The organism is Dongia deserti, from assembly GCF_003574735.1.
In the GTDB taxonomy this organism is placed as follows: Bacteria; Pseudomonadota; Alphaproteobacteria; order Dongiales; family Dongiaceae; genus Dongia_A; species Dongia_A deserti.
In genome coordinates this window covers 1-19284 of the sequence record NZ_QORW01000004.1, presented here as the reverse complement: position 1 = coordinate 19284, position 19284 = coordinate 1, and the positions used below count along the sequence as shown (strand labels likewise).

The window sequence follows — 19284 nt, the reverse complement described above, 5'->3', positions numbered from 1 at the left end:
GCTCAACCGAACCGCAGCCGACTCGCCGGCAGATAGACCGTCACGGTTGTGCCGACCTCGGGCTTGCTGACGATGCCAATGCGGCCGCCATGCAGCTCGATCAGCTGCTTGGAGAGAGACAGGCCGAGGCCGGTGCCTTCGTAGCGGCGGGTGAGCTCGTTCTCGACCTGTACGAAGGGCTCGAGCACGCGGTGGAGGTCCTCTTCGCGCATCCCGATTCCGGTGTCGCAGACCTGCAGGATCGGCTCGTCCTCCATGGACAGCTGAGCGCGCAGGGTGACCTCGCCGCCGGCCCGAGTGAACTTGATGGCATTGGAGAGCAGGTTCAGCAGCACCTGCCGCATGGCGCGCTGATCAACCATGACGTTTGGAAGGTTCGGGCCGGCCTCGAAGCGCAGGGCTACCTGCTGCTCGTTGGCGCGCTCCTGCATCAGCCGCATGGCCACCTCGCACAGATTGACGATCGGCGTCTCTTCCTCGATGAGGTCGAGGCGGCCGGCCTCGATCTTCGCGATATCGAGAATGTCGTTGATGATCGAGAGCAGATGCTTGGCGCTGCCGTTGATGTCGGCGGCATATTGCTCGTACGCGGGCGAGCCCATCGGCCCGTGGATGGCAAGCGCCATCATGTCCGAGAAGCCGATGATGGCATTGAGCGGCGTCCGCAGCTCGTGGCTCATGTTGGCGAGGAACTTGGTCTTGGAACGGCTGGCCTGTTCGGCCGATTCCTTCGCGGCCAGGATCGAACGCTCGCGCTCGCTGAGGTCAGTGATGTCGCTGGCCGTCCCGCGAAAGCCGAGATGCGTGCCGCCGTCATGATCGAACACCGGAACAGCGCTGACCAGGAAGGTCTTCTCGCTGCCATCCTTGGCGCGGATAGGCAGCGTGAAGTCGCGGAACGGCGCAAGCGTCTGCAGCCGCGCAAGCAGCCCTTCGGCCGCCAGAGCGTCGCTGGCCAGGGCCACGATCGACGTGCCGATCAGCTCGCGCGCATGGTAGCCGCTGGCGCGTTGCGCGCGATCGGAAACCACTGTGAGAAGACCATCGGTATTGGCCTCCCACACCCAATCCGACACCAAGCGGACGATGTCCTCCAGGCGCTCCTGGGTCGCCAGCAGGCGCCGCGCGACATCGGACTCATCGGGCACAACCTGCACAACGCCCGCGAGCGCCTGCTTCTGCCGCTGCCCGTAGGTCAGCTTGGCATAGCTCGCGCGGATGGTGACGGACCGGCCGTCGGCATTGCCGCGCGCCGTTTGGGTCCAGGATGTTGCGAGCTGCGGCGCATCCGCCAGATTTGGATGCAGCAGGCGCTGCGCTTCCGGCGCGTTCACGAGCAGGGCGGCCAAGCTGTAATAGCCGTCATTGGCCCAGATCATGGTGCCATCGGGTTCCTGGAAGAAGACCGGAACCTGCGCGGCGACCGGTCCCTCCGACAACAGGACGCGCGCGAACGCCTCAGCCAGATCGTTGCGCTCCCGCGTCGCGGGGTCGAGCGCATCGGACCGTGGCGAGGAGGGGGTCATCACCCGGCTCTCAAGAGACCGCTCTGGGGCGCTGGCGCAATGCGCGCAGGAAATCGGGGTTGATCATGTAGCGCGCGATCACCTTGCGAGCGGTCTCGGGTCTCAGCCGGTCGAACAGCTCCAGCCCGCGGCGCAGCTGCTGCGGATCATCCGCGACGCCGCGCGGATGGATGCGCTGCAGGAGCAGGAACAGAGTGGTGAAGGTGGAGCGATCGAACCCGCTGACCCGTGCCGCGATCACGAAGCCGTCGGCTTCCTCTTCGTACATCAGTCGGCAGGCGAGGTCCTGCGGCAGGGTGGTCAGCTGGCTCATCATCGCCTCGAACAGCGGCACCTCGCCGCGCCGCAGCGTCTGGACCACCAAGTCGTGAGTAAGCTCCTGGCGCTGCGCTAGCTGGTCGGCCAATGCCTGGGCGGCATCCACGTGGTTCTCGGCGGTCGCTTTCTCCAGCGCCTCGGTCGTCGCCTGCGCGAGCGAGGCGTCGAGCTCGGTGCGGTCGACGTCGTAGTGCGCCAGGATGAAATCGCGCAGAGCCGCCGAGACATGCACATACATGCGTTTGGCGAGATCCGCGCTGAGATCCTGGCGCCGCAGCAGCGGTTCCTGGAACTCATCGACGGTTGCGGACTGCTCCACCAGATAGCCGAGGGTAGCTTGCGAGATCTCGGCGCCGTGATTTTCCAGGAGGCGCTTGATCACATCCGGCTCTTTCGGCGCCACCAGCGCATCGCAGACGCCGTTGCTGATGTGCTTGCGCATGGCGATGGCGAGGCGGTGGCTGCGCGTGCGCTTGCGGATGATCTCGATCAGGGCAACGTCGCTCAACAGCTCGCTGTGCTGAAGGATGGCGGCGGCGACGTCGATCTCGTCATTGGCGAGGAGCTCGATCACCTCCACGGGCGCGCTCTTGGTGTAGGCGAGCTTCTCGGCCAGGGATTTGCGGATCGGCTTGGCGACATCGTTGATCAGCTTCTTCAGGATGTCGTTCATCAGCGCCAGTTCCTGGGCGCTGAATTGCCGATCGGTTTCGTCGATCAGGTCGCCGATCGCGCCGACCAGGGCGTTGCGGCCTTCCGGAGTGCGGTTTCGCGCCAGATCAATCAGCTTACTGACATCGGTCGCGATCACGGCTCGGCCCCGCTTTGCATTAAATATGTCCCGGTCACCCGCGCCGAAATCCGCGGGTTTCTCAGCAAATAAGGCTAAAGAGGCACACTTACTAAAAACTTAACGCCGAGACGTAACTACCTGTTCATTCACCTAAATTGCGCCTAGCGGTGTGAGGTTCTGTCGAGGAGGATGGTGCCGGCTCCCAGGATTGAACTGGGGACCTACCGCTTACAAGGCGGTTGCTCTACCGCTGAGCTAAGCCGGCATCCATCGGCGCGCGTCCGACAGATAGCCGCAACGGCCGCGCCGGATCAAGTGAGGCCTGCCGGGAGCCAAGCCCGAGGCTCAGTTCCTATATTTGACCCCTGGCAGCACACATAGCATTTCGAACAGCAGGTTGGAGGCGAGGAGCGAGGTGTTGCCGCTGGGGTCGTAGGGCGGTGCCACCTCCACCAGGTCGCAGCCGACCAGCTGCAGGCCCTGGCAGCCGCGGATGATTTCCATGCCCTGGATCGTAGTGAGGCCGCCGATCTCCGGTGTGCCGGTGCCGGGGGCGCAGGAGGGATCGAGACCGTCGATATCGAAGCTAAGGTAGACGGGCCCGCCTTTCACCTGCTCGCGCACTTCCGCCATGAGCGGGGTGAGGGATTTGTACCAGCACTCCTCCGCCTGCACGACCCGGAAGCCTTGCGAGCGCGGCCAGTCGAAATCCTCCGCCTCGTAGCCGGTGCCGCGGAGGCCGATTTGCACCACGCGCTTGCCGTCCAGCAGCCCTTCTTCGACCGCGCGGCGGAATGGCGTGCCGTGGGCGATCTTCTCGCCGAACATGTTGTCGTTGATGTCGGCATGCGCATCGACATGCACCATGCCGACCGGGCCGTACTTCTTCTTCAGCGCGCGCAGGATCGGCAGAGCGATGGTGTGGTCGCCGCCGATGGTGAGCGGGATGCAATTGTGGGAGAGAATCTCATCATAGGCCGCTTCGATGATGGCCATGCTCTTTTCGAGATTGAAGGTATTGATGGCGACGTCGCCGATATCCGCCACGCTCAGGGAATCGAACGGCGCCGCACGCGTCGCCATGTTGTAGGGACGGATGAGGCAGGATTCGGCACGGATCTGCCGCGGCCCGAACCGAGCGCCGGAGCGGTTGGACGTGCCGATGTCGAAAGGCACGCCGACAAAGGCGGCGTCCAGCCCCTTCGCCGACGGCATCGCCGGCAGGCGCATCATCGTCGCCGGCCCGCCGAAACGCGGCATCTTGTTGCCGCCCAGCGGTTGGTGATGAATCTTTTCCATTGCGGACTCCACTAAATTCGCCCTGATCATAGCGTCAACTAGACGCATGTGACAGCGGTTGCAATGACCACGATGGGCCAACGGCCGGGTCGTGAAGGCGCCCTGCTTGACCGCGCCCACAAGCTCTTGCAGTGTGCCGCGCGTCAGGAGCCTTGAGGACTGCATTCATGAGATTTTCGCCCTTGGTCGACCGGCTCGGCGGGGAAGGGGCCGCTGCGTGGGAGATCCACTATCGCGCGGTCAAGGACAAGCGCGCCGGCCGCGACGTCATCATCCTATCGGTCGGTGACCCGGATTTCGACACGCCTGCGGCCATCACCGAAGCCACGATCGCCGCGCTGAAGGCGGGCGATACGCATTACAGCGATCTGCTCGGGCTCGACGAACTGCGCGCTGGCATCGCGCGGCGGTTCGCCGCCAAGACCGGCCAGCCGGTCACGTTGGACAATGTCGCCGTCATGGCGGGCGCGCAATGCGGGCTGTTCGCGTCCGCCTTGTGCCTGCTGGCACCCGGCGATGAGGTGATCGTGCCGGAGCCGATGTATGTCACGTACGAGGCGACCTTGCAGGCGCCTGGCGCAACCATCGTGCCGGTGCCGCAGCGGGCGGAGAGTGACTTCCACCTGGATGCGAAGGATGTCGCGCAGGCCATCACGCCGCGCACGCGCGCGATCTATTTCGCGACGCCTTGCAACCCGACCGGCGCGATGATCACTCGGGACAATCTCGAGCGGATCGCGCAACTCGCCATCCAGCATAATCTGTGGGTCGTATCGGACGAGGTCTATGCGACGCTGATCTTCGGCAGGGAGCATGTGAGCATCGCGGGTCTGCCCGGCATGGCGGAGCGCGCCGTCACGATCAGCAGCCTCTCCAAGTCGCATGCCATGACCGGCTGGCGCATGGGCTGGATCATCGGGCCCAAGGCGCTGATTGATCACGTGCACAATCTCAGCATGGCGATGCTCTACGGCCTGCCGACCTTCCTGCAGCGTGGCGCACTCGTGGCACTGGAGCGGGACCTCGAAGAAGTGGAGATCATGCGCACGACCTATCAGCGCCGGCGCGATGCCGCGGTGGCGCGGTTGAACCAGGTGGCGGGCCTCAAGTGCCACTCGCCGGATGCCGGCATGTTCATGATGCTGGACGTGCGCGGCACGGGCCTCAGCTCCGGCGCGTTTTCCGAGAAGCTGTATGACGCAACCGGCGTCGCGGTGTTGGATGCAACCGCGTTCGGCAGAAGCGCGGAGGGGCATGTCCGCGTCTCCTTCGTCGCCGACGACGAGAGTTTGGAAGAGGCGTGCCGCCGCATTGCCGGGTTCGTCCGGACTTTGCCCGGCGTCGCCGCATAGAAGGGGGAAGCATGCTCACGGGATTGAATGAATACGGACGCTTGAAGCGCGTCGCCATGCGCCGGCCGGCCGACGCGATGATCGATCAGGCGACGGTGGATCGCGAATGGCGCGAGCTCGGCTATCACACAGCGCCAGATTTCCGTCACGCGGTCACGGAGCATGCCGCCTTTGCCGACATCCTTGCGCGCAACGGCGCTGAGATCGTGTTTCTGCCGCCCGATGATACGCTGACGATGGACAGCCTCTACGTACGCGACGCGGCAATGCTGTGCCCGCGCGGCGTGATCCTGTGCAACATGGGAAAGCCGGCACGCCGTAGCGAGCCGGCGATCCACGGTCGCGCTTTCGAACAGGCTGGCGTTCCGGTGATCGGTAAGATCACCGGCAACGGGCAGGTGGAAGGCGGCGATCTCATCTGGCTGGATGAGAAGAATGTCGCGATTGGCCGCACCTATCGCACCAACGATGACGGCATCCGTCAGTTCAAGGACATCGTCGGGCCCGGCGTGCATGTCGAGGTCGCCATCATGCCGCACTACAAGGGGCGGAGCGACGTCTTCCACCTGATGTCGGTGATCTCGCCGCTCGATCGCGACTTGCAGCTGGTCTATTCGGCCTTGATGCCGATCCCGTTCCGCGAATGGCTGGTGGGCAACGGCATGCAGCTGGTCGAAGTGCCGGATGAGGAGTTCCCGAGCATGGGCTGCAACGTCCTCGCCATCGCGCCGCGCGAGGTTGTGATGGTGAAGGGCAACCCTGAAACCAAGCGCCGCATGGAAGCCGCCGGCTGCACGGTGCACGTGATCGAAGCGGCCGCAATCTCCGTGCCGGGCGAAGGCGGCCCCACCTGCCTCACGCGACCGCTGATGCGGGTCTGATCGTCACGGCATTGGGCGCGTGGGCCAAGGCGTGAGGATGGCCTGGATCCGGTTCTCACTGTCCTTCAGGACTATGCGGTCTTGCTCACGCGTCAAGATATTACTTGCCGACAGCGCGGCGAGAATCGCCTCACTGAGCTCCACATTCCGCTGTCGACAAAAATAAGCGGCCGGATGGTGCTGCACGTCAATGAGAATCCACTCTGGATCCAACTTGTACATCCCGACCAGGTACCTGCAGCCGGCATAACCATGCAAGGTACCCCGTATGAAAGTGATGTGAACCTGTGCGGACTCGTCGAACACATCGCTTGTCGAGGTCAGCGCATCGTCGAGCTGGAAGCTTTCGATGTGCCAGGTGCGATTCTCAAGACTCGTTGCCGCGAGGCGCTGTGCCTCCAGTACAGGCTTTCCCTGCTCATCGAGCAACTTCAGGTGTTCGCCTTCGATATTCAGCGTCGTCACTGTCGTCCGGACCGCGCTAAATTGGTCGATAATCGGGGGCGTGGGCGCTACGGCGCACCGCAACGTGGCGCCCGATGGTCTGGAAATCTCGATGACGTCGTCGTCCCGTTCGTAGACCCAGCGTTGCGCCCCGCAGGGTCCATCCAATACCAATTGGTTCTCATCGAACAGAAGCAAGGTGTGCGGCTCGACGGGTTCTTCGGCGAAGGATGTGACCGTCCAGAATGACGTTCCGTCGCGACCGAAAAACAGCGATCCGCGATCTGTGAAAAGCCACCAACAACCATAGCCCGCGACCAGCGAACCGAGAAGCAATGCCGCCCAGAGAAGCTTATTCCTTGCGAAAGCTGGCATACATCCGCTCCAGCCGGCTGCGATAGTCGGCGGTGTAGGCGGGGTAGTCGAAATCGAGCTCGGAGTGGATCTCCTGCACCATGCTCCACATGGTCTCGCGCAGCAGGGAGGCGCATTTCATGGCGCGGTAGCTGCGCCAGAGTTGGGGCGTGAGCGGGCGCTCGAAATAGGTCTCGAGCAGCCAGCGTTCATCAGGTTCGGCGACCTCATTGTTGGAGGCGAGGTTGGCGAGGTCGAACAAGGGCGAGTTGAAGCCGGCATAGTCCCAGTCGATCAGCCACAGCCTCTTGCCATCGTCGAGGAAGTTGGTGGGCAGCAGGTCGTTGTGCCCGAACACGATCTCGACCGGGCCTACCGCCTGCTCCAGATCCTGCGCCATGCGGAGCAGGTAGGGGACGTCCGCGAGATGCGCACTGTTGCCGGCCTTCAGTGTGTGCACGTAGTCGCGCACGACATGGAACACCCAGAAGATCAGGACCGGTCCACGCACCTGCTTCGGGATGTCGCGATGGCAGGTGCGCAGCATCGGCAGGATGCGCTCCAGCATGGGGCGCGGGCACACGTCCTCGGCGCTGAGGGTCTTCGCCTCGATATAGCGGAAGACGAGCGCGCCTGGCGCCTCGTACAGCAACTCCGGTGACAAGCCGCAGGCCGCTGCCGCACGGCTGGCGGCGCACTCGTTGAAACGCATTACGCCGTGGATCGGGATGTCCTCGCCCACGCGCACGAAATAGCGCTGGCCCGCATCCTCCACCAGGAAGTTGGCGTTGGTGATGCCACCCTTGATCGGCTTTGGCTCGACCCTGCCCTTCCAGCACGGCAAATGCCGCGCCACATCGACTGCCGCCATCGAATCTCCCCATGTTGTGGGGCGATCCTGGCATGCAGGCGCACTCCTGACAATGCGTGCTAGCGGGCGCTCGCGAAGCGGGTCTCTAGGATCTTGGGACTGAGGGTGACGCAATAGCTGCGTTTGGCCGACAGGGCTTTGCAGGTCTGCTGGGCCGATGATTGCTCGAGGCCGGCAAAAAGGACGCTATAGCGGCTGAGACCATTCGCGCCCCGCGTGATGATGGCGGGCCGGCCGCGCGCGGCGGCACCGAGCTTCATCTGCGCGTCCTGCAGTGCTCTTTGCGCCTTGGACCGCGTGCGATAATCGCCCAGTGCGACTCCCCAGCCGCTTAGTTCGTCGGGCGAATCGATCAAGCTGCTGCCCACCAGCTGCGGGGCGGCGCAGTCTGCGCCAGTGAGGACGGTGGGGGGCGCCTCACCGTCTGTCTCCGTCAACTGATCGGCCAAAGCGGTCAGATCGGTGGCGGGCGCTGCGCTGCCAGAGAAACCCAGATCTAGCAGCCGTTTCATTTCCAGCGTGCGCGCGCCGCCATTGCGGCTGCCGAGTACGATTCCGATGAGGCGCCGTCCATCGCGCTCGGCCGATGCCACCAGGTTGTATCCGGAGGCGCAGGTGAAGCCGGTCTTCATGCCATCCGCGCCCTCATAGGACCCGAGAAGGGAATTGACCGTGCCACGGCTACGCGTGCCGATCGTGACGCTGCGCTGGCTGAACAGCTCGTAATGCTGCGGAAAGTCCCGCAGGAACGCGCTGGCGAGCACCGCCAGGTCGCGCGCTGTCGTCACTTGGCCATCTGCGGGCAGGCCGCTGGCATTCTGGAAGAATGTGCGCGTCATGCCGAGTTCCATCGCCATGCCCGTCATGCGCGTCACGAAGGCTCCCTCAGTCTCACCGATCTTTTCCGCCAATGCGACGGCGGCATCATTGGCTGACGCGACGATGGTTGCATTGATCGCGTCGCGCACGGTGATGACCTGGCCGGCGCGCAGGCCGAACCTGACCGGAGCCTGTCGGGCGGCGTGCTGCGAGACCTCGATCTTGTCCTCGAAACGCAGACGCCCGGCCTCGATCTCGGACAAGGCGACATAGACCGTCATCAGCTTGGTGAGCGACGCGGGATACCAGAGGTGATTGGGCGTTTCCGCCGAGAGGACCGTGCCGGTGCCGGCATCCACCACGATGCTGGCGGCGGAGGCGGCGCGGGACGTGCCAATGGCGATGCCGATCAACAGCAGGAGGAGGATTCCAACTCGAGCCATCCCCCCAACGCTTGATCTTACCATTGCATGCCGATGTCCGATTGCCAGCAGAGAACGCGACTCTATGTGAACGGCGGTAGGGTCAGAATGGATAAAGCTGTGACAATCAGACAGAATCCGGCCTTCAATAGTCTCTCGCCATAGTTGAACGCGATTCAGGTAATGAAGACTGTCGCGCGGACTATGGATTGAGGATGGCTAACGGTATGATCGCGACTGCAGCTTGAGTCGCCAGCGCTTGAAGCAGAGGTGGAAGCAGGATGAATGCAGGGAAGATCACCGGCGAAGGTCTGATGGCGATCGACAACGAGATGGCGCGCCAGCACGATGACGCGCTCGCCTCGTATGAAGGCGCCGCTGACGTGGCGGCCCAGGTCGCTGAGATCTTGCGATCACGCCGGCGCGTCATCTTGCTGGGGATGGGCGGGTCGCATGCCGTCAATCGCATGGTCGAGGTCGACTATCGGGCGCTCGGCGCCCGGGCCGTGGCTATGACGCTGTCGGAGCAGCTCTACTCGCCTATGGATCTGAGCGATGCGGCGGTTATCGTGACCTCGCAATCAGGAGAGTCGGCGGAGGTTCATCGCATCCTGGCGACCCTTGGCGGGCACGACGCCGCCTTCGGCATCACGCTTGAACCCGCCTCGACCTTGGGACGCGCGCTGCCGAGCCTGATCGGCGCCGGCGGTACGGAGCGCGCGTTTGCGGCGACCCGGAGCCTGATGATCACGCTGGCACTGCATTTGCGCGTGCTGTCGGCCCTGGGCCTCGATGCCGAGCCATCCCTGGAGGCGCTGCGGGCGCGGGTACGGCTTGACATCACCGAGGCGGTCAAACTGCTGAAGAATTGCAAAGCTGTGATCTATTCGGGGCGGGCGCTGCGCGGCCTGGCCGAGGCGGCGGCCCTCAGCACCATGGAGCTCGCACGCATGCCGGCCTACGCGCTGGAGGGCGGACAGTTCCGTCACGGGCCGCTCGAGGCGCTCGGCCCGCAACTAGGCGCGGTGCATTTCTGCGCGGACGAGGAAGCCACGTCCCTGGTGGCCGGTCTCGCAGGCGATACGGTCGCCGCCGGCTCGCCCACCTTGCTGTTCGATACTTCAGGGTCCGACGTGATCCACGCCGACCTCATCCTGCGGTTTCCCAAGGCCAGCGGCCTCGCAGCCATTTTCACCATGCTGCCGAGCGCGCAGAGGCTTGCCATTGGTATTGCCGGACAGCGCGTCTCCGACGTCGGGATCCCGCTGCGCACGACCAAGATCACGCGGTCGGAATAGCTGATCCATGCGGCCGTTGGCCATCATCGGCAATGTGAACGTCGACGTCATCGTCGGCGATCATCCGCCTGTCCTGCAGCCGGGCACGGAATCCATGGTCGCCCACGGAGACGTGCGTCCGGCCGGCTGCGTCGGCAACACGGCATTGGCGTGGATGGCGATGGATGTGCCGTTCCAGGCGATCGCCAATACCGGCGACGACATGTTCGGCGACTGGCTGCGCGGCGTATTTCATGCGCACAGCAGGGCGTGGCCGCGCGAGACCTGCCCGACCACCTTTTCCGTCGGGATCGCCCACCCGGACTCCGAGCGCACGTTCCTCACTACGCATGGGCACGTTGAATGCTTGAGTTTGGATGAGGTGAAGCGCGGGCTTGATTTCACAGTCCTGCGCGACGGTGTTGCGCTGGTGGTCGGCAGCTTCCTGACCACGCGCCTTGCGGCCGAGTACGCCGGATTGTTCGATTTGCTGGCCGATCAGAACATGGAGATCGCGCTCGATACCGGATGGCCGATCGGCGGCTGGACAGCCGACGTCCAAACGCAAGCCATGAGTTGGGTCGCGCGTTGTGACCACCTGCTGCTGAACGAGGTTGAGCTTTCCTCCCTGTTTGGGACGGCCGACACGGACGAGGCGCTGAAGTGCGCCGCGCAGGCAATGCCGAAGGACGCGCGTGTCGTTGCGAAGCGGGGACCGCTTGGCGCGTCCGGCCTGAGCGGCGACCGCTTCGTCCATGTGTCCGCGCCGGCGGTGACCGCCATCGATACGGTGGGCGCAGGCGACGTATTCAATGCCGGCTACCTGGCAAGCTGTGCCAAGGGCGAACCCTTCGAAGACGCGATCGCCGCCGGCGTCGCGATCGCAAGCCGGGCGATTTCCACGCACCCCAGGGAGTACGGGGTGGGCAGTGCCCTGGGGCCCCGCAAGACCTGAGGGGCGCCAATCAGCCCCGGAACTTCGCTAAAAACCGTGTTTTTGGGCGCAGGCCGGGGATGTTCATTTGCGGCTGCCGACCGGTTGCGCTAATGGTTCGCTCTGGGTCATTCGATAAAGAGGGAGAGGGCGGCCGCCCCTGCGAGCACCGATGTGCCGGTGACAGGCGATCGTGACGGATTTTGGAAAATTCCAACGATCGGATCGGGCATACGGAGCGTTGCCGGATGCGGCAGCCGAAGATTGACAGATGGAAATGCCGACGCCGAGTACGCAGCGCAACCCTTTGATCAGCGAACCGTTCGACATGGTCGTGTTCGGCGGCCGTGGCGATCTGGCAAAGCGGAAGTTGCTGCCAGCACTCTACGAACTCGATCGCGACAACCGCCTGCCGCCGGATGGCCGCATCATCGCTGTCTCGCGCGGCGAGATGAGCGAGGCGGAGTTTATCAAACTGGTCGAGGAATCCTGCATCGAATTCTCAACCAAGGGCAAGCCGCTCAATCCCGAAGTCTGGGCGCGCTTCTCCAGGCGTCTTGCCTATGCCGGCATGGATGCGACCAGGCCGGATGCCTATGGCCCGCTGATCAGGGCGCTCAAGGATCGGCAGTCGGTGGTGCGCGTGTTCTATCTGGCGACCGCGCCCGATCTGTTCGGACCGACCGCGGCCAATCTGGGCCGCAACGACCTCATCACGCCGGAGACGCGCCTGGTCCTGGAAAAGCCGCTGGGCCACGATCTCGCGTCGTCGCGCGCCATCAACGAGGCGGTCGGCGCAGGGTTCGCCGAGCGGCAGATCTATCGTATCGATCACTATCTCGGCAAAGAGACAGTGCAGAACCTGATGGTGCTGCGCTTTGCCAACTCGCTGTTCGAGCCCTTGTGGAACCGCACCCACATCGACCATGTTCAGATCACGGTGGCGGAGACGGTCGGCGTCGGCGGGCGGTGGAGCTACTACGATCACGCCGGTGCGCTGCGCGATATGGTGCAGAACCACTTGCTCCAGGTCCTCTGCCTGACTGCCATGGAGCCGCCGATTTCCCTCGATGCGGATTCCGTGCGCGACGAAAAGGTGAAGGTGCTGAAGTCTCTCAACATGCTGGCTGGGCAAGAGGCCGCCAACGCGACGGTGCGCGGCCAGTATCGCGCCGGCGCGATCGACGGGCAGCCGGTGCCGGGCTACCTGGACGAGACCGACGCCAAGGGCTCCAGTAGCTGCGAGACCTATGTGGCGATCCGGGCGGAGATCGACAATTGGCGCTGGGCCGGCGTGCCGTTCTATCTGCGCACGGGCAAGCGCCTGCCGCAGCGCTGCTCCGAGATCGTGGTGCAGTTCAAGACGCCGCCACACTTCATCTATCCGACCTATGGCTCGGTGCCGCCCTCCAACCGGCTCATCATGCGGCTGCAGCCGAACGAGGGCGTGCGGTTTCAGATGCTGAACAAGCGCCCCGGTCCGGGCGAACTGCGCCTGCAGCAGACGGCGCTCAACCTCAGCTTTGCCGACACCTTCGGCAGTGTCATTCCGGACGCGTATGAGCGCCTGCTGCTGGACGTGATCCGCGGCCGACCGACGTTGTTCATGCGGGTGGACGAGGTCGAGCAGGCTTGGCGCTGGACCGATTCCATCCTTGATTCCTGGTCACAACTGAATGTGCCGGCGAGGCCGTATACAGCCGGTTCTTGGGGGCCGAGCGCCGCCATCGCGCTGATCGAGCGGGATGGTAGGACTTGGCATGAAGACGATGCTTGAAAAACCACCGAGTGGCGCGCAGGTCCGCTGGACCGATTGTCCCGATCGCACGAGCTGGGCCAACAGGGCAGCCGAGAAGATCGCCGAATTGCTGGATGAGAGCATCGCGTCGCGCAGCGCCGCGAGCCTGGTTGTGGCGGGCGGAACGACACCGCAGCCGATCTTCGATCGGTTGTCGATGATGCACCTGGACTGGACGAAAGTGCATGTCGGTCTGACCGACGAGCGCTGGGTCAAGTCGACTCACACCGACAGCAACGAGCATCTGGTGCGGCACGCGCTGCTGCGCAACCAGGCGAGTGCCGCCCAATTCCATCCGCTCTACAGCAACAAGTCGCGGCCCAGCGCTGGCTTGAGCGAAGCGGAGCGCTCGATCAATTCGATGCCGCGGCCGTTCGATGCGGTACTGCTCGGCATGGGAACCGATGGGCATTTCGCCTCGTTGTTTCCAGGCCTGATGGAGACGAAGGCCGGACTCGATCTGCACAGCCCCGCTCTCTGCGTAGCGGTGGACAAGCCGCAGAACGGCTATGCACGCTTGTCGCTGACGCTCGCGGCGCTGCTCCATTCGCGGCTGATCCTGGTGGCGATCTCCGGGCGGCCGAAACGGACGGTAGCCTTACAGGCGATGGCTGGCACGTCGGACGCGCCAATCGCGGCTTTGCTGTCCCATCGCAAGGACGATTTGGAATTCCTCTGGACCGAGTGAACGCCCCATGACCCAGTTGCACGCCGCCATCCAGGAGGTCACGGAGCGGATCAAAGCGAAAAGCGCGGACGGCCGCCGCGACTATCTCGAGCGCATGCAGGCGGCGCGCATGCAGAAGCCGCAGCGTACGCATCTTTCCTGCGGGAACCTGGCGCACGGTTTCGCGGCCTGCGATGCCAACCACAAGCAGGCGCTGGCGGCCGAGAGCGCGCCGAACATCGGCATTGTCTCAGCGTACAATGACATGCTATCGGCGCATCAGCCCTATGCCGACTTTCCGCCCATCATCAAGCAAGCGGCGGATGAGGTCGGCGCCGTTGCACAATTCGCCGGCGGCACGCCCGCGATGTGCGATGGCGTGACGCAAGGCCAGCCCGGCATGGAGCTTTCGCTGTTCAGCCGCGATGTGATTGCGCTATCGACGGCGGTTGCGCTCACTCACGGCATGTTCGATGCGGCCTTGTGCCTCGGCATCTGCGACAAGATCGTGCCCGGCCTGTTCATGGGCGCGCTCGCTTTTGGTCATCTGCCGGTGATCTTCGTGCCCGGCGGCCCGATGCCGAGCGGACTGCCGAACGCCGAGAAATCCCGCATCCGCCAGCTTTACGCGGAAGGCAAGGTCGGGCGAGCCGAGCTGCTGAGGGCGGAGTCCGAATCCTACCACGCGCCCGGCACCTGCACCTTCTACGGCACGGCGAATTCGAACCAGATGATGATGGAGGCGATGGGCTTGCATCTGCCCGGCGCGGCCTTCGTCAACCCCAACACGCCGTTGCGCACGGCGCTCACGCGCGCCGCCACCCAGCGCGCCGCAGAGATCACGGCGCAGGGCAATGACTATCGCCCGATGGGCGAAGTCGTCGATGAGCGCGCGATCGTCAACGCGATCGCCACCCTGGTGGCGACCGGCGGCTCGACCAACCACACGATCCATCTGGTGGCGATGGCCTCCATCGCCGGCATCCGCATCGACTGGACGGACATTGCGGACATTTCGCGCGCGACGCCGCTGCTGGCGCGGGTCTATCCCAACGGTCAGGCCGATGTGAACCACTTCCAGGCGGCTGGTGGCACCGGCTTTGTGATCGGGCAATTGCTGGCGGCTGGCGGGCTGCACGGCGATGTCGAGACGGTGATCGGCAAGGGCCTTTCTGCCTACGCCCGCGAGCCCTGGCTGAGCGAGGGCAGGCTGGATTGGCGCGACGCGCCGGCGGAGAGCGGCGATCGCGACGTGCTGCGCCCGGCCAACGATCCGTTCGATTCCGAGGGCGGCATTCGGTTGCTGACCGGCAACCTCGGCCGATCCATCATCAAGGTCTCGGCGGTGAATCCGCAGCATCGCGTGGTGCGCGCGCCGGCCGCGGTCTTCGACGATCAGGATCACGTGCTGGCTGCCTTCAAGGAGGGCAAGCTGCATCGCGATGCCATCGTCGTCGTGCGCGGGCAGGGACCGCGTGCCAACGGCATGCCGGAGCTGCACAAGCTCACCCCTGCGCTCGGTGTGTTGCAGGACCTGGGCTTCAAGGTGGCGCTCGTGACGGATGGCCGCATGTCCGGCGCGTCGGGCAAAGTGCCGGCGGCGATCCATGTGTCGCCCGAAGCGGCGAGCGAAGGCCCGATCGGGCGGCTGCGCGAGGGCGATATCGTGTCGCTGGATTCCGAGAAGATGACCCTCACGGCGGAGGTGCCGGTGGCCGAGTGGAATGCGCGTCCGCAATGGCGGCCCGATCCGCGCAAGTCGGCGTTCGGCTTCGGGCGGGAGCTGTTCGCCTCCATGCGCGGTACCGCGACCACGCCGGAACAGGGCGCCATCACGCTGCTGGGAGCCGCGTGAGTCATGCCACAGAGCGCAGACCTGCTGGTCGCCGATATCGGCGGCACCAACGCCCGCTTTGCCATCAGCGATGCGGACGGCGGATTGCACGAGCTGCGCGTGCTGCATGCCGCCAACTTCCCCAAGGTTGATGAAGCGATCACGGCCTATTTCGCGGATTTGAAACGGCCGCGTCCGACCCAGGCGTGCTTTGCTGTCGCCTGCCCGGCGAGCGGACCGGAGATCAAGCTCACCAACTCCTCGTGGCGCTTCGTGAAGGCCGATCTGTGCCAGCAATTCCAGTTCGATCGTTTCGTCGTCATCAATGATTTCGAAGCGCTGGCCGCCTCCGTGCCTGTGCTGAGCGGCACGCAATTGGCCGAGCTGCGTCCCGGCCGAGCAGATCCGACCTCGGTCAGCCTGGTCATTGGTCCCGGCACCGGCCTTGGCGTCGGCGCCTATGTGCCGGCGGGGAAGAACGCCTGGGCGGTCATCTCGGGCGAGGGTGGCCATGTCGGCTTCGCGCCGAACACCGAGGAAGAGGTTCGGCTGTGGCGGCGGATGCGGGAGAAGTATGGCCGCGTGTCTGCCGAGCGCGTGCTGAACGGTGCGGGCCTCGTCAATGTCTATCGTTTCATCGCGGATGAAGCGGGGCAGCAGCGCGGAGAGGTCGACGCGCCAGAGATCTCGCGACGCGCGCTGGCGGGGGAAGAGGTCGCGACCAATGCGGTGCTGATGTTCTTCGACATGCTGGGCAGCGTGACCGGTGACCTGGCGCTCGCGTTCGGATCGCGCGCCGGGGTCTATATCGGCGGCGGCATCACGCCCAAGCTGCTCGACTTTGCCCGGCGCAGCAATTTCATCGATCGGTTCCTCGACAAGGGACGGGTCGCCGCCATTCTGCAGTCGATGCCGATCTGGGTTATCCTGGAAGGGCGCGCGGCCCTCTACGGCGTGCGCCGCCAATTCGATCGCGAGGGAACATGAGCGGACCAACCTCAGTGTTTGCATTGCTCAGCGGCATTCGCGCATTGCCGGTGGTGGCAATCGACTCCGTCGAGGATGCGGTGCCGCTGGCCGATGCGCTGGCGGAAGGCGGCATGCCGGCGATCGAGGTCACATTGCGAACCGCCGCCGCCGCCGCCGCCATTGCCAAGCTGCTGAAGGAGCGGCCCAAGCTGCTGATCGGTGCCGGTACCGTCGTCACCTGCGCACAGATGAAGACCTGTGCTGCGCTCGGCGTGAAGTTCGCGATCAGCCCGGGATTGACACCTGCGCTGCTGGAAATCGCGCATGAGCTGAAGATGCCCTACTTGCCCGGCACGGCGACGGCGTCGGACGTGATGGTCGGCGTGCAGCATGGCTTCAGCGAGTTCAAGTTCTTCCCGGCCGAGGCGGCGGGTGGAGCCGCCATGCTGAAATCCTGGGCCGGGCCGTTCCCCGACATCCGCTTCTGCCCGACGGGCGGCATCAATGCACAGAATGCCCGCACCTACATGGCGTTGCCCAACGTGGTGATGGTGGGCAGTTCCTCCACGATGCCAGCGGCCTCGCTCAAGGCAAGGGACTGGGCGGACATCGCGCGGCGGACGCGCGCCTTCACCGATGGGCTCGACAACATCGTTTCGTGCTGAAGGAAAAGTGCGCCCGGAGGGGATGATGCTCCGGGCGCCGGTCCAGGATGGCGACCCTTGGGGACGGATGGGTGTGGATCGCCGCCTGATGGAAGAGAGTAAAGACCCATCCACGGATTCGGGTCTGTGATGGGCGTCACACCACGCCCGCTAAGCAATTCTGGGATCAAGAAACGTCATATGCGGCTGGCTTGAAGGTGGGCAGGGCTGGCCGGTACACTCCCGCCACCCCTTGGGCGCGTTCACGCGTCGTCATCAGTCAGGGAGATTTGCCATGTCAGCCGCGCTCAGCGTCGACAGCTGGAAGGATCAGGCTCGCAGCCTCAGCTACCGGAACCAGTGCTTCGTCGGAAATCGTTTTGTTTCAGCGGCTTCTGGGAAGACCTTCACTTGCGTAAACCCGGCGACCGGCGCGCCGCTGACTCAGGTTTCGGCGGGCGACAAGGAGGATGTCGACCGCGCCGTGAAGGCCGCGCGTGCTGCTTTCGAGAAGGGCGTCTGGTCGCGGATCGCGGGCTCTGAGCGCAAGAAGGTCTTGTTGCGTTTCGCGGATCTGATGGAAAAGCACGCGACCGAGCTGGCGCTGCTGGAGACCCTCGACATGGGCAAGCCGATCGGCGACAGCTCCACGATCGACGTGCCGCTCTCCATCCAGTGCATCCGCTGGTATGCCGAGGCCATCGACAAGATCTATGACGAGATCGCCCCGACACCGCCCAATGCCATCTCCTTGATCCGGCGTGAGCCGCTGGGCGTAGTGGGCGCGGTCATTCCTTGGAACTTCCCGCTGCTCATGGGCAGCTGGAAGATCGGTCCCGCGCTCGCCACCGGCAACTGCATGGTGGTCAAGCCGGCCGAGCAATCGCCGCTCTCGATGCTGCGCCTGGCGGAGCTGGCGGCCGAGGCCGGCGTTCCCGAGGGCGTGTTCAACGTGATCCCGGGCTATGGCGAGACGGCAGGGCAGGCGCTCGGCCGCCACATGGATGTCGACGCCATCACCTTCACGGGCTCGACCGAGGTCGGCAAGTATTTCCTGAAATATGCCGGCGAGAGCAACATGAAGCAGGTCTCGCTGGAATGCGGCGGCAAGACGCCGAACATCATCATGGCGGATGCGCCGGACCTCGACGCCGCGGCGGAGGCCGCCGCCTGGGGCATTTTTTTCAACCAGGGTGAAGTCTGTAACGCAGGCTCGCGGCTGATTGTCGAGGAGTCTGTCAAGGACGCGGTGCTCGAGAAGATCCAGAAGGTCGCGCAGATCCTGCAGCCCGGCGATCCGCTCGATCCCAAGACCAAGATGGGCGCGATGGTGGACGAGACGCAAATGAACCGCGTGCTTGGCTATATCGAAGCCGGCGCCAAAGAAGGCGCCAAACTCGCCTTCGGCGGCAAGCGCGTGCGCGCTGAGAGCGGCGGCTATTATATCGAGCCGACTCTGTTCGATGGGGTAAAGAACAGCATGAAGATCGCCCAGGAGGAGATCTTCGGGCCGGTGCTCTCCACCATCACCTTCAAGGACCAGGACGAGGCGGTGAAGATCGGCAATGACACGATCTACGGCCTCGCAGCTGCCGTGTGGACCAAGGACATCAACAAGGCCTTCAAGACCTCGCAGGCCCTGCGTGCCGGCGTGGTATGGGTCAATTGTTTCGACAACGGCCATATCTCGTCGCCCTTCGGCGGCTTCAAGCAATCCGGCTTCGGCCGCGACAAGTCGCTGCACGCGATGGAAAAATACACGCAGCTCAAGGCAACGTGGATCAATATCAGCTAGACTAGGCGGATTGGAAGGGGCGCCGTACGGCGCCCCCTTTCTGCTAAGCGGCTACGGCAGATTGCAGCGCATACCGCCGCAACACAACTTCGCCGACAATGCCCTGATACATCGCGCTGTCGTAAAGACCGGCCATCGCCAGTACGACGAGGCAAGGCTCGGCACGATATAGAGCGTGATTCCTTCATTCTGGAGCGTATCCTGAGTTTCTGAAGTAGTTAGCGCATTCCTGTGGTGTGAAGACGTCGATGAGCTGACCGATGCCGCGCCAGGTGGTTTCGATGGTG

At 64.3% G+C, this 19284-nt stretch carries 16 protein-coding genes and 1 tRNA gene; 10 read left to right on the top strand and 7 right to left on the bottom strand.

Annotation, left to right across the window (positions count from 1 at the left end; all coding sequences use genetic code 11):
• Window positions 1–2: 2 nt before the first annotated feature.
• From DTX69_RS06960 to speB, 4 genes are all read right to left on the bottom strand, one after another.
• Entirely contained in the window at window positions 3–1526 is a 1524-nt protein-coding gene (locus DTX69_RS06960; protein ID WP_162916806.1) for a PAS domain-containing sensor histidine kinase, read from the bottom strand.
• Between the two features lie 10 nt (window positions 1527–1536).
• Complete coding sequence (locus DTX69_RS06955) at window positions 1537–2655, bottom strand: DUF2336 domain-containing protein (RefSeq protein ID WP_119300813.1); 1119 nt, start codon at window positions 2653–2655, stop codon at window positions 1537–1539.
• A 172-nt stretch (window positions 2656–2827) separates the two neighbouring features.
• Window positions 2828–2902, bottom strand: a tRNA-Thr gene (locus DTX69_RS06950).
• An 80-nt stretch (window positions 2903–2982) separates the two neighbouring features.
• Window positions 2983–3936: an agmatinase gene (gene speB / locus DTX69_RS06945; RefSeq protein WP_119300812.1), complete on the bottom strand. Its 954-nt coding sequence runs from the start codon at window positions 3934–3936 to the stop codon at window positions 2983–2985.
• A gap of 167 nt (window positions 3937–4103) precedes the next feature.
• Here speB and DTX69_RS06940 point away from each other — a divergent pair, with 167 nt between their 5' ends.
• Both DTX69_RS06940 and DTX69_RS06935 read left to right on the top strand, forming a co-directional pair.
• A complete protein-coding gene (locus DTX69_RS06940; protein ID WP_119300811.1) occupies window positions 4104–5288 on the top strand; it encodes a pyridoxal phosphate-dependent aminotransferase in 1185 nt (394 codons plus the stop codon).
• An 11-nt stretch (window positions 5289–5299) separates the two neighbouring features.
• Window positions 5300–6169 carry a dimethylarginine dimethylaminohydrolase family protein gene (locus DTX69_RS06935; protein ID WP_119300810.1) on the top strand — a complete coding sequence of 290 codons (870 nt, stop codon included), beginning with the start codon at window positions 5300–5302 and terminating at the stop codon, window positions 6167–6169.
• 3 nt (window positions 6170–6172) lie between these two features.
• On the opposite strand, the gene DTX69_RS06930 is transcribed toward DTX69_RS06935, so the two are convergent.
• From DTX69_RS06930 to DTX69_RS06920, 3 genes are read right to left on the bottom strand one after another with little or no spacing between them, the layout of a single operon-like run.
• Complete coding sequence (locus DTX69_RS06930) at window positions 6173–6988, bottom strand: META domain-containing protein (protein ID WP_119300809.1); 816 nt, start codon at window positions 6986–6988, stop codon at window positions 6173–6175.
• A complete protein-coding gene (locus DTX69_RS06925) occupies window positions 6966–7838 on the bottom strand; it encodes a phosphotransferase (RefSeq protein ID WP_119300808.1) in 873 nt (290 codons plus the stop codon). The genes DTX69_RS06930 and DTX69_RS06925 overlap by 23 nt, the downstream gene beginning before the upstream one ends.
• Window positions 7839–7897: 59 nt before the next feature.
• On the bottom strand, window positions 7898–9100 hold the full coding sequence (locus tag DTX69_RS06920) for a D-alanyl-D-alanine carboxypeptidase family protein (RefSeq protein ID WP_162916804.1): 1203 nt from the start codon (window positions 9098–9100) through the stop codon (window positions 7898–7900).
• 260 nt (window positions 9101–9360) lie between these two features.
• Between DTX69_RS06920 and DTX69_RS06915 the strand changes: the two genes are divergently transcribed.
• The 8 genes from DTX69_RS06915 (at window position 9361) to DTX69_RS06880 (ending at window position 18997) form a co-directional block, all read left to right on the top strand.
• On the top strand, window positions 9361–10377 hold the full coding sequence (locus tag DTX69_RS06915) for an SIS domain-containing protein (protein ID WP_119300806.1): 1017 nt from the start codon (window positions 9361–9363) through the stop codon (window positions 10375–10377).
• A gap of 16 nt (window positions 10378–10393) precedes the next feature.
• Window positions 10394–11311 (top strand): carbohydrate kinase family protein, encoded by a 918-nt coding sequence (locus DTX69_RS06910; RefSeq protein ID WP_284735606.1) that lies wholly within the window; start codon window positions 10394–10396, stop codon window positions 11309–11311.
• Between the two features lie 250 nt (window positions 11312–11561).
• On the top strand, window positions 11562–13067 hold the full coding sequence (gene zwf / locus DTX69_RS06905; RefSeq protein WP_456073056.1) for a glucose-6-phosphate dehydrogenase: 1506 nt from the start codon (window positions 11562–11564) through the stop codon (window positions 13065–13067).
• Entirely contained in the window at window positions 13051–13776 is a 726-nt protein-coding gene (gene pgl / locus DTX69_RS06900) for a 6-phosphogluconolactonase (RefSeq protein WP_162916802.1), read from the top strand. The genes zwf and pgl overlap by 17 nt, the downstream gene beginning before the upstream one ends.
• A gap of 7 nt (window positions 13777–13783) precedes the next feature.
• On the top strand, window positions 13784–15610 hold the full coding sequence (gene edd, locus DTX69_RS06895) for a phosphogluconate dehydratase (RefSeq protein ID WP_119300803.1): 1827 nt from the start codon (window positions 13784–13786) through the stop codon (window positions 15608–15610).
• A gap of 3 nt (window positions 15611–15613) precedes the next feature.
• Window positions 15614–16576, top strand: a complete 963-nt coding sequence (gene glk / locus DTX69_RS06890; RefSeq protein ID WP_119300802.1) for a glucokinase — start codon at window positions 15614–15616, stop codon at window positions 16574–16576.
• Complete coding sequence (gene eda, locus DTX69_RS06885) at window positions 16573–17223, top strand: bifunctional 4-hydroxy-2-oxoglutarate aldolase/2-dehydro-3-deoxy-phosphogluconate aldolase (protein WP_119300801.1); 651 nt, start codon at window positions 16573–16575, stop codon at window positions 17221–17223. The genes glk and eda overlap by 4 nt, the downstream gene beginning before the upstream one ends.
• A 274-nt stretch (window positions 17224–17497) precedes the next feature.
• Window positions 17498–18997, top strand: coding sequence for an aldehyde dehydrogenase (locus DTX69_RS06880; protein WP_119300800.1), 1500 nt, complete (start codon window positions 17498–17500; stop codon window positions 18995–18997).
• Window positions 18998–19284: the final 287 nt, after the last annotated feature.

Excerpts from the sequence above, each read along its gene's own strand:
- DTX69_RS06960 (WP_162916806.1), bottom strand. The coding sequence starts at position 1,526 with ATGACCCCCTCCTCGCCACGGTCCGATGCGCTCGACCCCGCGACGCGG.
- speB (WP_119300812.1), bottom strand. The coding sequence starts at position 3,936 with ATGGAAAAGATTCATCACCAACCGCTGGGCGGCAACAAGATGCCGCGT.
- DTX69_RS06940 (WP_119300811.1), top strand. The coding sequence starts at position 4,104 with ATGAGATTTTCGCCCTTGGTCGACCGGCTCGGCGGGGAAGGGGCCGCT.
- DTX69_RS06935 (WP_119300810.1), top strand. The coding sequence starts at position 5,300 with ATGCTCACGGGATTGAATGAATACGGACGCTTGAAGCGCGTCGCCATG.
- DTX69_RS06930 (WP_119300809.1), bottom strand. The coding sequence starts at position 6,988 with ATGCCAGCTTTCGCAAGGAATAAGCTTCTCTGGGCGGCATTGCTTCTC.
- DTX69_RS06925 (WP_119300808.1), bottom strand. The coding sequence starts at position 7,838 with ATGGCGGCAGTCGATGTGGCGCGGCATTTGCCGTGCTGGAAGGGCAGG.
- DTX69_RS06920 (WP_162916804.1), bottom strand. The coding sequence starts at position 9,100 with ATGGCTCGAGTTGGAATCCTCCTCCTGCTGTTGATCGGCATCGCCATT.
- DTX69_RS06915 (WP_119300806.1), top strand. The coding sequence starts at position 9,361 with ATGAATGCAGGGAAGATCACCGGCGAAGGTCTGATGGCGATCGACAAC.
- zwf (WP_456073056.1), top strand. The coding sequence starts at position 11,562 with ATGGAAATGCCGACGCCGAGTACGCAGCGCAACCCTTTGATCAGCGAA.
- pgl (WP_162916802.1), top strand. The coding sequence starts at position 13,051 with ATGAAGACGATGCTTGAAAAACCACCGAGTGGCGCGCAGGTCCGCTGG.
- edd (WP_119300803.1), top strand. The coding sequence starts at position 13,784 with ATGACCCAGTTGCACGCCGCCATCCAGGAGGTCACGGAGCGGATCAAA.
- glk (WP_119300802.1), top strand. The coding sequence starts at position 15,614 with ATGCCACAGAGCGCAGACCTGCTGGTCGCCGATATCGGCGGCACCAAC.
- eda (WP_119300801.1), top strand. The coding sequence starts at position 16,573 with ATGAGCGGACCAACCTCAGTGTTTGCATTGCTCAGCGGCATTCGCGCA.
- DTX69_RS06880 (WP_119300800.1), top strand. The coding sequence starts at position 17,498 with ATGTCAGCCGCGCTCAGCGTCGACAGCTGGAAGGATCAGGCTCGCAGC.